At 61.1% G+C, this 14,184-nt stretch carries 16 protein-coding genes and 1 tRNA gene; 8 read left to right on the forward strand and 9 right to left on the reverse strand.

The window, feature by feature from the left end; translation table 11 throughout:
• Nucleotides 1-28: 28 nt before the first annotated feature.
• From GAL01_RS09420 to GAL01_RS09440, 5 genes are read right to left on the reverse strand one after another with little or no spacing between them, the layout of a single operon-like run.
• Nucleotides 29-952, reverse strand: a complete 924-nt coding sequence (locus tag GAL01_RS09420) for a DNA polymerase III subunit delta' (protein ID WP_062031409.1) — start codon at nucleotides 950-952, stop codon at nucleotides 29-31.
• The gene (gene tmk, locus GAL01_RS09425; RefSeq protein ID WP_099253233.1) at nucleotides 949-1,593 is read right to left on the reverse strand and encodes a dTMP kinase; all 645 of its coding nucleotides are present in this window, start codon (nucleotides 1,591-1,593) and stop codon (nucleotides 949-951) included. Before tmk ends, GAL01_RS09420 begins: the two co-directional genes overlap by 4 nt.
• A 4-nt stretch (nucleotides 1,594-1,597) precedes the next feature.
• Nucleotides 1,598-2,872, reverse strand: coding sequence for a D-alanyl-D-alanine carboxypeptidase family protein (locus tag GAL01_RS09430; RefSeq protein WP_062031418.1), 1,275 nt, complete (start codon nucleotides 2,870-2,872; stop codon nucleotides 1,598-1,600).
• Complete coding sequence (locus tag GAL01_RS09435; RefSeq protein ID WP_062031422.1) at nucleotides 2,869-3,720, reverse strand: septal ring lytic transglycosylase RlpA family protein; 852 nt, start codon at nucleotides 3,718-3,720, stop codon at nucleotides 2,869-2,871. The genes GAL01_RS09430 and GAL01_RS09435 overlap by 4 nt, the downstream gene beginning before the upstream one ends.
• Nucleotides 3,707-4,714, reverse strand: coding sequence for a lytic murein transglycosylase (locus GAL01_RS09440; RefSeq protein ID WP_062031553.1), 1,008 nt, complete (start codon nucleotides 4,712-4,714; stop codon nucleotides 3,707-3,709). Before GAL01_RS09440 ends, GAL01_RS09435 begins: the two co-directional genes overlap by 14 nt.
• Before the next feature lie 193 nt (nucleotides 4,715-4,907).
• Here GAL01_RS09440 and GAL01_RS09445 point away from each other — a divergent pair, with 193 nt between their 5' ends.
• Together GAL01_RS09445 and GAL01_RS09450 are read left to right on the forward strand one after the other, a co-directional pair.
• On the forward strand, nucleotides 4,908-5,474 hold the full coding sequence (locus GAL01_RS09445; RefSeq protein ID WP_077802952.1) for a DedA family protein: 567 nt from the start codon (nucleotides 4,908-4,910) through the stop codon (nucleotides 5,472-5,474).
• A gap of 5 nt (nucleotides 5,475-5,479) precedes the next feature.
• Nucleotides 5,480-6,544, forward strand: a complete 1,065-nt coding sequence (locus tag GAL01_RS09450; protein WP_062031426.1) for an ATP-grasp domain-containing protein — start codon at nucleotides 5,480-5,482, stop codon at nucleotides 6,542-6,544.
• A 13-nt stretch (nucleotides 6,545-6,557) separates the two neighbouring features.
• Here the strand turns inward: GAL01_RS09450 and GAL01_RS09455 are convergent, their stop codons facing one another.
• Entirely contained in the window at nucleotides 6,558-7,022 is a 465-nt protein-coding gene (locus tag GAL01_RS09455; protein ID WP_062031429.1) for an MlaD family protein, read from the reverse strand.
• 158 nt (nucleotides 7,023-7,180) lie between these two features.
• Here GAL01_RS09455 and GAL01_RS09460 point away from each other — a divergent pair, with 158 nt between their 5' ends.
• Both GAL01_RS09460 and GAL01_RS09465 read left to right on the forward strand, forming a co-directional pair.
• On the forward strand, nucleotides 7,181-8,023 hold the full coding sequence (locus GAL01_RS09460; RefSeq protein WP_062031561.1) for an undecaprenyl-diphosphate phosphatase: 843 nt from the start codon (nucleotides 7,181-7,183) through the stop codon (nucleotides 8,021-8,023).
• Nucleotides 8,024-8,061: 38 nt separating this feature from the next.
• Nucleotides 8,062-9,603 carry an APC family permease gene (locus GAL01_RS09465; protein ID WP_062031434.1) on the forward strand — a complete coding sequence of 514 codons (1,542 nt, stop codon included), beginning with the start codon at nucleotides 8,062-8,064 and terminating at the stop codon, nucleotides 9,601-9,603.
• On the opposite strand, the gene GAL01_RS09470 is transcribed toward GAL01_RS09465, so the two are convergent.
• Entirely contained in the window at nucleotides 9,595-10,812 is a 1,218-nt protein-coding gene (locus GAL01_RS09470; protein ID WP_082790765.1) for a mechanosensitive ion channel family protein, read from the reverse strand. The two genes, GAL01_RS09465 and GAL01_RS09470, sit on opposite strands and share 9 nt — an antisense overlap.
• Before the next feature lie 215 nt (nucleotides 10,813-11,027).
• On the opposite strand from GAL01_RS09470, the gene GAL01_RS09475 reads away from it, so the two are divergent.
• The 3 genes from GAL01_RS09475 to GAL01_RS15995 all read left to right on the forward strand — a co-directional run bounded on the left by GAL01_RS09475 (nucleotide 11,028) and on the right by GAL01_RS15995 (nucleotide 12,039).
• A tRNA-Met gene (locus GAL01_RS09475) sits at nucleotides 11,028-11,102 on the forward strand.
• Between the two features lie 75 nt (nucleotides 11,103-11,177).
• Entirely contained in the window at nucleotides 11,178-11,537 is a 360-nt protein-coding gene (locus GAL01_RS15990; RefSeq protein ID WP_231865389.1) for a glycosyltransferase family 2 protein, read from the forward strand.
• Between the two features lie 88 nt (nucleotides 11,538-11,625).
• Nucleotides 11,626-12,039: a hypothetical protein gene (locus GAL01_RS15995; protein WP_231865390.1), complete on the forward strand. Its 414-nt coding sequence runs from the start codon at nucleotides 11,626-11,628 to the stop codon at nucleotides 12,037-12,039.
• A gap of 61 nt (nucleotides 12,040-12,100) precedes the next feature.
• On the opposite strand, the gene GAL01_RS09485 is transcribed toward GAL01_RS15995, so the two are convergent.
• Together GAL01_RS09485 and prmC are read right to left on the reverse strand one after the other, a co-directional pair.
• Nucleotides 12,101-12,559 (reverse strand): DUF4167 domain-containing protein, encoded by a 459-nt coding sequence (locus GAL01_RS09485; RefSeq protein WP_062031565.1) that lies wholly within the window; start codon nucleotides 12,557-12,559, stop codon nucleotides 12,101-12,103.
• Nucleotides 12,560-12,835: 276 nt separating this feature from the next.
• Nucleotides 12,836-13,681, reverse strand: coding sequence for a peptide chain release factor N(5)-glutamine methyltransferase (gene prmC / locus GAL01_RS09490; RefSeq protein WP_062031441.1), 846 nt, complete (start codon nucleotides 13,679-13,681; stop codon nucleotides 12,836-12,838).
• Between the two features lie 29 nt (nucleotides 13,682-13,710).
• On the opposite strand from prmC, the gene GAL01_RS09495 reads away from it, so the two are divergent.
• Nucleotides 13,711-14,181: a hypothetical protein gene (locus GAL01_RS09495; protein WP_062031443.1), complete on the forward strand. Its 471-nt coding sequence runs from the start codon at nucleotides 13,711-13,713 to the stop codon at nucleotides 14,179-14,181.
• The last annotated feature ends 3 nt before the right edge of the window (nucleotides 14,182-14,184 follow it).

A 14,184-nucleotide genomic window follows, 5' to 3' on the forward strand; every position in this document is an offset into this window, starting at 1 on the left:
CCACTCGTTTCATAACGCCCGGACCATCTCAGCTGCCGACAGCGAGTTCCGCTGCCTGACGGATGGCCTGGGCCTTATCCAGGTTTAAGCCTTCGGTCTGACGCCTCAGCGTGTCCAGTTCGGAACACTGCCGCGCCGCCAGATCGGCCTTTGCAAGATCCCCGCGCCGCGCTGCCGAGCGCGCACGGTCTGCCAGTCCCTCGCCTAGCAAATCGCAGAGCAATGCGAAACCTTCAGCCTCTCTCGCAATACGTTCGCTCAGGGCCATGGTTTCCGAAGCACGCACCTGTCCGCCAAGGATTTCCGCCACAAATGACGCAATCGCACCATCCCTGTCATGCGAGAGAAAGAGTGCCCGGCCCGGCGATCCGTGGGCCCGTGCCAGCACATCCGCAGAGATGCCGGGCAGTGCAGCCCGCATATCCGCATCCGAAAGCGCGGACAGCGTGAGCATCCGGCACCGGCTGCGGATCGTGGGCAGGAGCGCGCCCGGAGAAGACGTCGTCAGCAGCAGGACGCAGCGTGGGGGGGGCTCTTCAAGGATCTTGAGCAGGGCGTTAGCTGCGAACCGGTTCAGATATTCCGCCCCGTCCACGATCACCACGCGCCAACCGCCTTCGGTCGCCGTGTGATGCAGGAAGGTTTGCACCGGGCGGACATCCGCCGCCGTGATCTCCCCACGCAGACGGCCTTTTTTCTCGTCAACGGCCCGCGAAATTTCCAGCAGGTCCCCGTGCGTGCCCGCCGCAATGCGCCGTGCCTGCGCCAAGTCCGGATTTTCCGCATTCAGCAGCAGTCGGGCCAGACGGAAGGCCAGCGTCGCTTTGCCAATTCCCGCCGGACCGCAGATCAGCCAGGCATGATGGAGCTTGCCGCCGGCCAGAGCCTGCCGGAACGTCGCTTCTGCTTCGCCGTGACCGTACAGACCCAGAGTATGACGCGGATCGCTCACACGCCCTGAACCGTCAGGTGGTTCTGCACCGCCCGCAGAAGAGCTGCACTGACGGCTTCCGGCGTCTGTCCCGCATCCACGCGTTTCACACGCGCCGGGTCAGAAGATGCAATGGCCTCGAACCCGGCCAGAACGCGCTCGTGAAACGCTTCCGCCTGACCTTCGTAACGGTCCGTCTGACCGCCGCGGGCGTTAAGACGCGCAAGCGCCTGCGTCCGGGGGAGTTCCAGCATGAGTGTCAGATCGGGCTCGAAATTCACGAGTTTGCGCGCACCATTCAGGAACGCCAGAACCTCAGGTGCACCCTGACCGACACCATGGCCCTGATAGGCCAGCGTCGAATCATGGAAGCGATCGCACACTACGATCTCACCACGCCTCAGTGCCGGAAGAATGGCATTGTCCAGATTGTCCGACCGGGCAGCCATATGCATCAGGATTTCCGCCCGCCAAGAGAGATCGACCTTCCCGAACAGCAGCAGGTTGCGGATTTCTTCCGCGCCCTGCGTGCCACCGGGTTCCCGCGTCAGAAGGACATCGTGTCCCTCCGCACGCAGGGCTTCGGCCAGAAGGCGGGCCTGGGTTGATTTCCCGGCGCCCTCGCCGCCTTCAAGCGTAATGAACAGTCCTGTTCCAGCCATGCCCTTACTGCGCGGGGCCATGGCCCAGACGGGTCATGGCACGGGCGACCAGTCCAAGTTTCGCAACCGATTCGCCGGCTTCAAGCGGCACACGGATATCGGCCATGTTCGGCGCGGAAATCACGAGAGCTCCACAAACCTGCCCCTTCGTCACCGGTGCGATAACCGGCGACGCGTAATCCACGGCGATATGAGAGCGCTGCTGCCAGCCGACGGGCAGAGTCATGACGATATCGGCCCCGGCAACCAGCGGAACCTGACGGTGTTCGCCCATCCACACAGGTACGGAGTCCACGACCTGCCCGCGACGGAACACCGTGGCGTTCTCGAAATTCGCAAACGCCCAGGACATCAGACGCTCGCCTTCATGGGCGCGCTCGTTGCTCGACGCCGTGCCGTTGATGACGACGATCACGCGGTTGCCGTTGCGCTTGGAACTGGCACAGAGACCAAAACCGCCCGCATCGGTGTGACCGGTCTTCAGGCCGTCAGCAAGGCCCTTGTCCACCAGGACGTTCCGGTTGCCCTGACGGATGTGATTGTAGGTGAACTCAAGTTCGCCGAAGTAATGGTAGTACTGCGGGAAATCGCGGATCAGATGCGAGGCCACGGTCGCGACATCGCGGGCCGTCATGTAGTGCCCGTCCGCCGGAAGGCCCGTCACGTTGAGGAAGTGCGAGTTCATCATGCCGAGCTTCGGCGCTTCCTCGTTCATCATCGCGACGAAGCGCTCTTCGGACCCGGCGATGCCTTCGGCGAGCACAATGCAGGCATCATTGCCGGACTGGATCAGCATACCCTGGATCAGGTCGGACACCAGAACGCTCTGGCCCAGCGGCACGAACATCTTGGAGCCCTGCGTACGCCAGGCCTTCTCGCTGACCGGCAGGCTCTGTTCCAGACGGATACGGCCCGTCGCCAGCATGCCGAACACGATATAGGCCGTCATCATCTTCGTAAGCGAAGACGGAGCCATACGCTCGTCAGACGCCTTGTCGAGCAGGACGGCGCCCGTGTCATAATCCACGACATAGGCCCAACGCGCCACGGTATCGAACGGGCCGATCGGCGTGTTCGCGGGCGTTCCAGCCGGCGCGTCTGCCGCAGGAGCCGCAGCAGCTTTCGCGGCGTGGGCCGCATGGTGGTGCGGGCGGGCAAACGCCTTCAGGGGTCCCGCAAAAGAAGCACAGGCCGCAATGCCTGCCACCCCACCGAAAAGAGAGCGTCTAGTCCGCACGTTCGTCCCCAGTTCCACGGCCTTCAGACAACGGGCCGTCATTCCACAATGATCCGCGCGCCCTCTACCCCGCACAGGCGGGTGTGGTCCAGTGCCGCATCCGCCTGTGCGATGTCAGCAAAGGGTCCACCAAGAACACGCCACTCAAGTCCAGCACCTTCGGAGGCATGCAGAACCGTACCGCTACAGCGCAGGGCGACACCTGCCGCCGCCGCATGACCGGAAAATATTCCCATCAGCACATACAGCCCCGCTGGCCCCGGACTGCCCTGCATCCATGTTACGGGCAATGGCCCTACGGCCACGGACGTCGCCGCAGCGGACGAGTCGTTGCCATAGACGTGCGAGGACCCGTCACTCAGCGATGTTTCGCGCACTTCGCCCACCGGAGCGGCAGAAATGCTCTGTGCGGCGGGTCTGCCACCCAGTCCTTCCGCCAGTGTACGACTGGCAACCTCGTCTTCCATGACTTCGACAGGCGTGTCTGCCGTCATACCCAGCAGGTCAGCCGCTTTTGGGGAAAGTGCGATGATGCGCCCCTGCCCCTGTGGTCCACGATCCGTCAGGCGGATGCGCACGATCCGCCCGTTCAGCAGATTGCGGACGCTAACGATCGCCGGAAGCTGGAGCGTCTGGTGTGCGCCAGTCATTCCCTCTGCGGACCAGATCTCCCCATCGGCGGTCAGGCCCGAGGCAGGCGCGTTTTGACGCGTTGCCAGGCCTGTCATGCGGTAGTCAAACTGCTCGCCGGGGTAGAACCATCCCTGTGCGCCATGCCAAGCAGCGCCCAGTTCGTAATGCGGATGTGCAACAGGCGCGGGTTCATCGCGATGACACGCGCCCAGAACCGGCAGAAGGGCCAGAACGGCCCCGCAGTTACGCAGAAACAATGCCCGTCCCCAGAAGTCCGACGCCCAGAGCATAGTAGTCCGACGGGTTGTACCGGCGGATCACGTTGAAGTTGTGATAAACCATGAACGCCTGCGTTCCCGGACCATCGGGCTGCACGACAGCGCCCTTCACGTCCCGGCGCGAGAACGCCGTCCCGTCCGCACGGCGCACGCCCAGCGCCATCCATTCAGCCAGCGTCCGCTGACGGGTCCGGCCGATCTCGGTCTTGTCGAGTGTTTTGGCGAGAGTGATTTCCTGCCCCCAGGGTTCGTTGACCTGCCAGCCGCACTTGCCGAGATAATTGGCGATGGATGCGAACACATCTGCTTCCGACGTCCAGATATTGCGCTTGCCGTCTCCGTCTCCGTCCGCCGCATAGCGCAGATAGGCGCTGGGCATGAACTGCGCCTGCCCCATGGCCCCGGCATAGCTGCCGATCATGGCCGCAGGCGCGATATCGCCGTCATTGAGGATCTGGAGCGCTTTCATGAGCTCGTTGCGGAAAAATGCCGAGCGTCGTCCGTCATAAGCCAGCGTCGCAAGCGCATCGATGACGGAATATGTCCCGTCATGGGCGCCAAAACCCGACTCGAGCCCCCAGATCCCCATGACGGCACGGTCGTCGCATCCAAAGCGCGCACTTACGGGAGACATCACGGACTGCTGGGCGCCATAGACACTCCGCCCCTTCGCAAAACGCGACTCCGGCAGGACGCGGTCCCGGTACTGCGCCCAGGTCAGGGTGAACTCCGGCTGGTGGCGGTCCAGCTTGAGGACGGAGGCATTGGGGGTGCGGGTCAGAGCGAGCGCCTGTGAGACAATCGACGGCACAATCCCCTGTGTCAGAGCCTGCGTCCGGACGCTGTCGAGAAAAGCTGCGTAACTCTGCGCCGAAGTCTGGGCCGCAGCCTGCGCTCTGGCAGAGGAAAGCCCCATTGCGGCCGAACCGGCAACGGAGGTCAGGGTGGCAAGCAGATGACGTCTTTGAAGCACGGTCAGGACCAGTCCCTTGCAGGGAGAAATGATAGGGCACACGCTAGCAATCCGCAGCCCGGACCGCCAGCCTCGCCAGAACTCTCTCAGGACCTTGGCAGAGCATTCGCGCCGAAATATGGCACGGCAAGATTGTCGCGGGCGCGCTGGCGTGCGAAACCGGCGACTGAATGTTCATGGACCCTCCCCACTCGTGATCGCCATCGGCCCCGCCATGGCCTCGCAGCCAGCATGGCTGAAGGCAGCCACCATCATTGTGGGCACCTTCATCCTTGAAGACGTGGCCACAGTGCTTTCCGCTGTCGCGGCCCGTGCCGGCGAGGTCAGTATTCCGCTGGCTCTGATGGCGCTCTATTTCGGCGTGGCGGTCGGAGACCTTGGCCTGTACGGCCTTGGGGCCGCCGGTGCACGCTGGCCTTACCTCAGGCGCTTCCTGACGCTCCCCAAGCGCGAACGCACACAGGACTGGTTCAGCGCCAATGTCATCCGCATCGTCGCCATCTCCCGCTTCGTGCCCGGTGCCCGGCTTCCGCTCTATACGGCCTGCGGTTTTTTCCGCGCGCCCTTCCTGCGCTTTGCCCTGACGGCAGTTCTGGCTACGCTGGTGTGGACGACATGTCTTTTTCTGCTCGCCATGCGGGTCGGCGGCTGGCTTCTTGCCCATCAGGGCGGCTGGCGCTGGGCCGGACTGGCGGGTTTTGTCCTGTGTATCGTCGTCGTCGGGCGTCTGATCGCCCGTCTCCAGACCGTGAGCCAATAACAGCAATGTCCAAGCCAGAAGCCGATCAGAACCCGCTTTCCCTCTTCGAGTTCTGGCCCGGTTCCATCTTCTACACGCCCATCGTCCTGTACTGGATCGTCATGGGGATCAAATACCGTGATCTCAGCATCTCGACCGCCGCCAATCCGCGCATCGAAACGGGTGGCCTGTGTGGTGAGAGCAAATCGTCCATTCTCGACATGGGAGGCGCCACGGCACAGTCCTTTATCGCGCCCTATGCCGTCTTCCGCAGCGGCAAAGGGGCGGACCACCGTGCGCTGGATGCCATGACGCGCAAGGGCCTGTCCTTTCCCGTCGTCATCAAGCCCGATATCGGCTGTAATGGGACTGGCGTGAAACTCGTCCACTCCCGTGAGCAACTTGAAACGGTTCTGCCCCAGTTTCCTGATGACGTGGACATGCTGGTGCAGGAACTCATCACCTATCCCGTCGAGGCCGGACTGTTCTACATCCGCCACCCCGATGAACCGCATGGCCGCATCACCTCCATTACCTACAAGGAAGCACCGGTCCTGACAGGTGATGGCGTTTCCACAATCGAGGAACTGGTCCTGAGGGACGCGCGCATGAGTCTCGTCCCGCAGATCTATCTGCCCCGCCTTGCCGGGCGGGAAAAGAACATACTTGCCAAGGGAGAAGAGATGTCGCTGGTCTTCGCGGGCAATCACTGCAAGGGGTCCGTCTTCCGGGATGGCCACGCCGATACGACCGACGCGCTGACGGCTCGTCTGGACGCCATCATGCAGGATATTCCGGATTTCCATTTCGGGCGCGTGGACGTGAAAGCCGCCTCCATCGAGGATCTGCGGCGTGGCGAGAATTTACGGATTATTGAAATCAACGGCGTCGGGTCTGAAGCCACCCATATCTGGGACCGGCGGACGACGCTCTGGGAAGCCTATCGCGCCCAGTTCTCCCATTACCGGCAGACGTTCCTGATCGGTGCCGCCAACCGGGCGCGGGGCTGGAAAACGTCAGGCGCGTTCTCGATGCTGCATTCCTGGCGCAAACAGCGTCGCCTGCTGGCGTCCTATCCGCTCAACGACTGAAGGGCCGCGGGCCTTACTGGCCCAGCTTGCCACCACCGAAAATATAATTGCTGACCTGCTGCTCTAGCGAGAGCTGATCCTGCGTATCGGTGATCTTGCCCTCGCTGGAGAGCGTCGTGCGGGAATGACCCGGCTGGATCTGCAGGGCGTTGTCGGCCGTCATGGTCGGGGCACCGATTCCCACAGCCGTATCCACCGGAAGATGCAGGCGCTGGTCCACCGTAAAGGCGACATCCGCCATCTGCGTTCTGGGGTCGAGCGTGATGGACACGACGCGCCCGACTGGAACACCCGCGAGATCGACATTCGCCCCCGCATGAAGCCCGTTCGCGGAATTAAAGGCAGCATGCAGGACGGAGCCCTGAAAATCCGGCCCCTTGCGCAGGGCATTGCCGTAGGCGAGGAACGTTCCGGCAATCGCCAGCACCAGACCACTGGCTAGGATGGCGCCCCCGCGGCCGCTCAATGTTGACTGCATGCCAGCCTCGCCTTCCGGAAAATCTTGAACAGACCGGGAGTTAGTCCTCCCATGACCGACCGGTCAAGGCTACATCCGTGGTTGCGTCGATTGTAACCATCGGGCAAGTGATTTCTTTTCCGCCTTTGCAAACGAAGGCCTTCACCGAGACAGGCTCCATGACGCTTCTTCAAGCCCTCATTCTCGCCGTCGTCCAAGGAATTACCGAACCCTTTCCGGTAAGCAGCCTTGGTCATGCCGTTCTCCTTCCCGCGCTTCTGCACTGGGATCTGGATGAGCACGCACCGATGTTCCTGCCGTTCCTGACCATGCTTCACGTCGGAACGCTGGTCGCACTGGCGGGTGTGTTCTGGAAAGACTGGGTAGCTATTCTGACCGGAATGATGGGCCGTCATGGCCGCCACGCCCAGATGGATGCGATTCGGGTCTTTGTGCTCCTCGTCATCGCCACCATTCCCGCCGTGCTGGTCGGCTGGCTTCTGGAGCATCGTCTGCGGAATGTTTTCGGCTCTCCCATCGCGGTGGCGGGTTTCCTGATTCTCAACGGATTCCTGTTGATGGCTACCGAGTGGCTCCGCCGCCAGAAAGGCCAGCGCGACCATCGACCCATTTCGACACTCGCTCCGAAAGATGCTGCCATCATCGGTGTCTGGCAGTGCCTTGCCCTTCTGCCCGGCCTGTCGCGCTCCGGCGCCACCATGAATGGCGGTCTCCTGCGGGGGCTGGACCATGAAACGGCCGCGCGCTTCTCCCTACTGATGGCCCAGCCGATTGTGCTGGCCGCAACGGTCCGGGAAGCCTGGCAGATGCGTCACATGACGATCTCACATGATGTCATGGTGCAGTGCGTTGCAGGCGCCATCGTCGCGGGGATAACCGCGCTGATCTGCTCGCTCCTCATGCTGCGTTTCTTCCGCAACCATGACGGCTGGGCGCTCACACCGTTCGGCGTCTACTGCATCGTGGCCGGGGCGTTTTCCGCAGCCGTCATCCTTCTCTGAACTTTCCAGCCGCCGTTTTTCGCGGCACATTGCGGATCATGCCAGCTTCGATACAATCTCCTCCTGACGTTTCCGGATCAGGTCGCCGGAAGACCCTTGAACAGGTCCTGTTCGAAAACGATACGAACGGCCTCAAGCGCAGCCTGACGGCGACCCAACTGGTCATTCTTGGCGTCGGATCCACGATCGGCGCTGGCATCTATGTCATGACCGGCACGGCCGCTGCCGAATATGCCGGTCCGTCCGTCCTGATCTCTTTCATCATCGCCGCCCTCGCCTGCCTGTTCACGGCGTTTTCCTACGGCGAGCTGTCTTCGACCCTGCCTGTCTCGGGATCGGCCTACTCCTACGCCTATATCTCGATGGGCGAGAAAGTGGCATGGATGGTGGGCTGGCTGCTGCTTCTGGAGTACGGCATCTCATGTTCCGCCGTTGCCGCCGGTCTTTCGGGCTATGCCAGTTCCCTTCTGGGCATCACCGGACTGCACATCCCTGCGGCCCTGACCCACGCCACACTCCAGCCTGTCGCGGGCACGGCCGGTGCACAGATCAGTGCCGGGTGGCGGTTTGACCTGATCGGTTTTGTAGCAACACTGCTTGTAACCGCACTGCTGGTCCGTGGCGTTGAGGAATCCGCGCGCATCAACACCATGATCGTGGCACTCAAGGTCGGCGTTCTGTTCGTCTTCGTGGCGTTCGGTATCGGTGCCATCAATCCGGCAAACTGGCATCCGTTCATTCCTCCCAGCGAAGGCGGATTTCATTATGGCGTGCGCGGCATCTTCCGTGCGGCATCGGTTATCTTCTTTGCCTATGTCGGGTTCGAAGCCGTCTCCACGGCCTCTGCGGAAGCCCGCAACCCAACGCGCGACGTCCCGATCGGCATCATCGGCAGTCTGGTGATCTGCACGGTCGTTTACATGATCGTCGCGACTGTCCTGCTCGGCATCGTGCCCTATCGCGAACTGGATGTTCCCGACCCGCTCGCCATTGCCGTGAAAATCATGCATACGCCTTGGCTGGCTCTGCTGGTTAATGTCGGTGCGACAATTGGCCTCTGCTCTGTTCTCATGGGCCTGATGTACGCCCAGTCGCGCGTTCTGTTGACCATCAGTCGTGACGGCCTGATCCCGCAGATGTTCTGCGTCATTCATCCGCAATTCCGCACACCGTGGATCGGCACGATCGTGCTCGGCCTTGTGGTGGCGCTCATCACTGCGACACTGCCGATCGACATCATCAGCGACCTCGTTTCTATCGGTACGGCCGCTGCTTTCGGAATTGTCTGTTTCACGGTCATCTGGCAGCGCAACACACGCCCCGATATCGTCCGTCCTTTCAGCGTTCCACTGGGCGGCATCCGTATCCGGGGAATCTGGATCGGCACCACGCCTGCGCTTGGGATCCTGTTCTGTCTGGTCATGACCATTCCACTGGTTTCGGACATGATCCATGCCGTCAGCAGCGGAAACCCTGTTCCGCTCATCCTTCTGGTGACCTATCTGACGCTCGGGATCGCCACTTACGTTTTTTATGGACGCAGGCACTCGAAAATGCGCCCGGAGCTGCCCTCAGTCTGAGGACATTGACGCACTACCGGGTCCCATTCCTGGCCCCACACTCGGGCCCATATAGCTTCCCGGTGGCGGGCGCCCGATCGGAGGCGCCATCCGCTCCCACGGTTCCTGACCACCTGCGCCTGGAGGCATCATGGAAAAACGCGAACGCGGCAATGCTTCGGGGCACTCATCACGGATCCGTGCAATAATTTTCTCCCGGATATCGCACCGCAAATCCCAGCTCTGAAGCGCCGTCCGCGCACTCGCGATGATACGGATGGACATGACATGCGCGTCGCAGTCTGCCACCTGCACATCAAACACGCGTCCGTCCCATAACGGACAGCCCCTTACGATCTCATTCAGCATCTCGCGGATCTTGTCCATCGACGCCTGATAATCGACCCATAGAAACACAACGCCGATGATGGCTGCGGAATTATGCGTCCAGTTCTCGAACTGGTTCTCCAGAAAATACGAGATCGGTACGATATGCCGCCGCCAGTCCCAGACGCGCAGCACCACATAGGTCGCGTTGATTTCCTCCACCCAGCACCAGTCACCATTGATGATGATCAGGTCCTCCATGCGGATCGGCTGTGTCAGTGCGATCTGTACGCCTGCGATCAGGTTCGTCAGAAGTCCACGTGCCGACAGGCCGACGATCAGGGACGCCGCTCCCGCCGAAGCGAACAGTGACAGTCCGTATTGCTTGACGGACGGGAACAGCATCAGGGCCGATGCCACCGTCACGATCCCCACCAGGATCTCCGTCAGACGCCGCAGAACACGGATCTGCGTCTGGTGCGAACGGATCATGATGTCGTCGGTCTCTTCCCTCGCAGCCAGACGGTTGAGATAAACCTCCGTCATGATCCGAAAGACCATGATCGCTGAAAATCCGAATGTCAGGATCAGCAGGAACAGGAAGAAAAGCTGAAGATCCTCTTCCTGCGTCGCCGTAAAACCCGTCGCCGCCGGGATTGCGGACAGCATGGCCAGCAAAGCGACCATCAGCCGCGTTGGCCTGCGCAGGGACGAGACGATGCGCCGGATCAGCGCGGCCTTGCGCGATCCCGGAATTTTCAGAAGCTGTGTCGTGACAAGATTGCCGCAATAGAACGCCAGCACCCCCACCATCACAAGCATCAGCACCGAGACGACAGAAGCCGGAAGCCAGGTGAAATAGGATCTTATGGCAAACAGGGTGCTGACGAAGTGTTGCGTCACCAGATGAAAGACTCCTTGCATTGAGAGAAATTGAGAACGCCCCGAAGGCCGGATTGATTGGAAAACCGTGATACCTCAAATGCCACGGGCAGCCGCAGGAATGCGACCCGTAAAAAACATCTTATTTTACGTCCTATTTTCCTGAACCTAACGTGTTGACACCCGGAAAGATCCCCCTTAAAACCCCGCCACAACGCCGGTTCGACCGGCAGGATGGCGGTGTAGCTCAGTGGTAGAGCAGGGGAATCATAATCCCTTGGTCGGCGGTTCAAATCCGTCCACCGCTACCATTCTTTCTTCCAAAAATAAAAAATCGTCGTGACCGGTCTCTATTGTGCAGGTCTGTTTCCTGTATTCTGCGGGGTATGATCAAAAAGCCCCTCGCCGTCGTGACCATGGTTTACAACGAGCCCGAGCATCTTCAGGTCTGGCGGCGTCATTATGGCGCACAGGTTGGGGAAAGCGCCTGTTACGTCATTGATCACGGCTCAGATGACGGGTGTACGGCCCATCTGGGACAGGTGAGTGTCGTCCGGATTCCCCGCTCCCCCCAGGACGATGAGCGCCGCACCCGGGCCATCGGGAAATTCTGCGACAGTCTGCTCGAATGGTATGACAGCGTCATCTATACGGATGTGGACGAAATTCTCCTCGCGGACCCGGCATTCGTCCCGTCCCTGACGGAATTCGCGCTGCTGAACCGTAGTCACGGCGACCGGCTTTGACGTCATCCACCTTCCAGATGAGGAAGGCCCGTTCGACTACAGCCGCCCCTTCTCCCTGCAGCGCCGCCATCTCCGCTTTTCGAGCGCGATGTGCAAACCGGTCCTGACCCGAATTCCCATCACCTGGGCTCCCGGTTTCCACTGCTGCGAAGAAGCCGTTCCCAGTCTTGCCGCTCCCCTTTTTCTCTTCCATCTGCGTTATGCCGATCTGGGCTCTGGCCTAGCACGGCTGGAGCGGACCCGCAGGCAGCCCTGGGTCTCGGAAGATGTCGGACGCCATCAGCGTCTCGAAAATATGGACTGGAAAAACATGCTGCTCGCAATGGCGGGGCTGCCCAGAACGGAAAGCACGCTCGACAACCGGGACGAGCGCCTCACGCACTGGCGCCAGCAGGTTGAGGACAGCGCCCAGACACGCCTGCACGACCTCTACCGCCTTGACCTGCATCTGAGCGGGACAGAGCTCTGGCGCCTGCCCGACCGCTTTGTGGCGCGTGTCTGAGGCATAAAAAAAACCGGCTCCTTGTAGGGCCGGTTTTTTTATGCGCTGAAAACTGAAAGCCTTACTCTGCTTCCACTTCCGCTGCACGGCGATCGTGGCTTTCCTCGGAGGGGCGCTCCGAAGCATAGTCCGCCTCCTGCTCGGATGACGGAGCCTCATCCTCGCCCCGTTCACCGCGCGGTTCACGACGGTCCTCATAGGCCCGCTGCCGCTGCTGCTGACGCTCGGTGCGTTCCTGCTGGCTTTTCTCGGCCGCCTGATTCATGGCGTTGAGAATACGGAAATAATGCTCCGCGTGCTGGAAATAGGCTTCTGCAAGAATGCGGTCGCCAGTTCCGGTTGCGTCGCGGCCGAGCTGGAGATACTTCTCGAACAGCTGCTGCGCCGTACCACGGACCCTCAGATCAGGCCCGTTACTGTCAAACACATGGTTGCGGTTCAGAGGTGTCTGGGCACTGCTGCTGCGTGACGGCCCACTGCCCGCACGATGATGCCGGCCTCTTATGCGCTTCATATTCATCGACCCGTGATGCACTTTCATGATGACGTGGACCGTTCTGCAACCGCAGAAAGTTCCGACCGCCGCTATCGAAAAAGACGTCTGTCTGTTCCGCTATGGCTGAACCCGGCTCAGCCAGTCTTCCATCGTCAGTGCAGGATGACATGAACGATGGGCAAAGATACGCCTGAGAGTGCCTGTAAAGCACTTTCAAATCGCATGCATTGGCTTTAGCCATACCAAGTTCCGTCAGTCAAGCCAACGGTTTTTCGTCATCTGACGCTCCTGACTGCGTCCTTATCTAGGTAATTGCAGGACGAGCGCTCTTTCCACGCCGCCAAGATCCTTCCGGCGCGCCACTTCCCGCAGACCGTTCTGCACTCCCAGTGCGGAGACGTCGTCGATCTGTCCGATCCCCATCTCAAGGATCGCATAACCTCCCGGCACCAGAAGATCCGGCAGGGCGGCGCACAGGACACGATACGCTTCAAGCCCGTCCACCCCACCATCCAGGGCCCGCGCCGGTTCATAGCGCACGACTTCAGGCATCAGTCCCGACAGATCTCCGCTCTCAATATAAGGCGGGTTGGACAACACGATATCGAACCGGGCGTTCAGCGCGTCTGCCCAGCTTCCGGCCAGAAAGACACTCCGGCCCCCAAGCCCCGTACGCCCGGAGTTCCGCCGCGCCAGAGCCGCGGCCTGAGGAGAAAGATCGACACCTACGCCTGTCGCCTGCGGATATTCAGACAGGGCTGCTAGCAGCAGACAGCCCGTTCCGGTCCCCAGATCCAGAACGGACAGCGGCGCCTTGCGATCTAGCCTGATATCCAGCAGCGCTTCGATCAGCGCCTCGCTGTCGGCGCGGGGGATCAGAGTGTCACGCCCCGTCTCCAGATCCAGCGTCCAGAACCCTGTCTCGCCCGTGATGAACGCCAGCGGTTCCCGCCCCAGTCTGCGCCTCAGAGCGTCTGCGAATCGCGCTTTCTGTGACGCATCCACAGCATCCAGAGACAGTAGTCCGCCCAGATCCCGGCCTGTCGCCCAGCCCAGCAGAAGCCGCGCCTCGCGGCGCGCATCTTCGATCCCGGCCTTCTCCAGTGCCTGTGAGGCCTCGCGCAAAAGATCATCTTTGGGCATCATCTTAAAGCGAACCTGCTATAGTTGGTGTCATGAAGTCCAAACGTGCGCTCCTCTTTTCCGCTCTGCTGCTTGGCTGCACCCTCACACCCGTTCAGGCACAGTCAGACCTGTCGCAGGAACTACCCCCGTCTTTTACGGTAACGGACGAGCGTGCGCCTGAAGAAATTTCAGAAGTCTCGCGCCTCTATCTGGATGGCAATCTGGTTGCAACGTTCAGACTCGGGTTAGCCAAGGCACATGAGACGCAGACGATTGCGCTTCCGGTCGGCCGCTCAGATGTGGATTACGCCCTGTGCGGGGAAATCACCATTGTGCGAAACGGCCATCAGGAAACCCATCAGGTGAGCAGCGAAGGCCAGCTTCACCACCCGGAAGGCCATTCGCTTGATGCCGTGGGGACTAACAATTTCACCGATTTCTTTCTGGTCGATTATGACGATGCCGCCGTTGCAACGCACCGGCATGGGCGCGCTGCCGTCTGCGCCACACCGAACACCTGAGTT

This window comes from Gluconobacter albidus (genome assembly GCF_002723915.1).
Taxonomy (GTDB): Bacteria; Pseudomonadota; Alphaproteobacteria; order Acetobacterales; family Acetobacteraceae; genus Gluconobacter; species Gluconobacter albidus.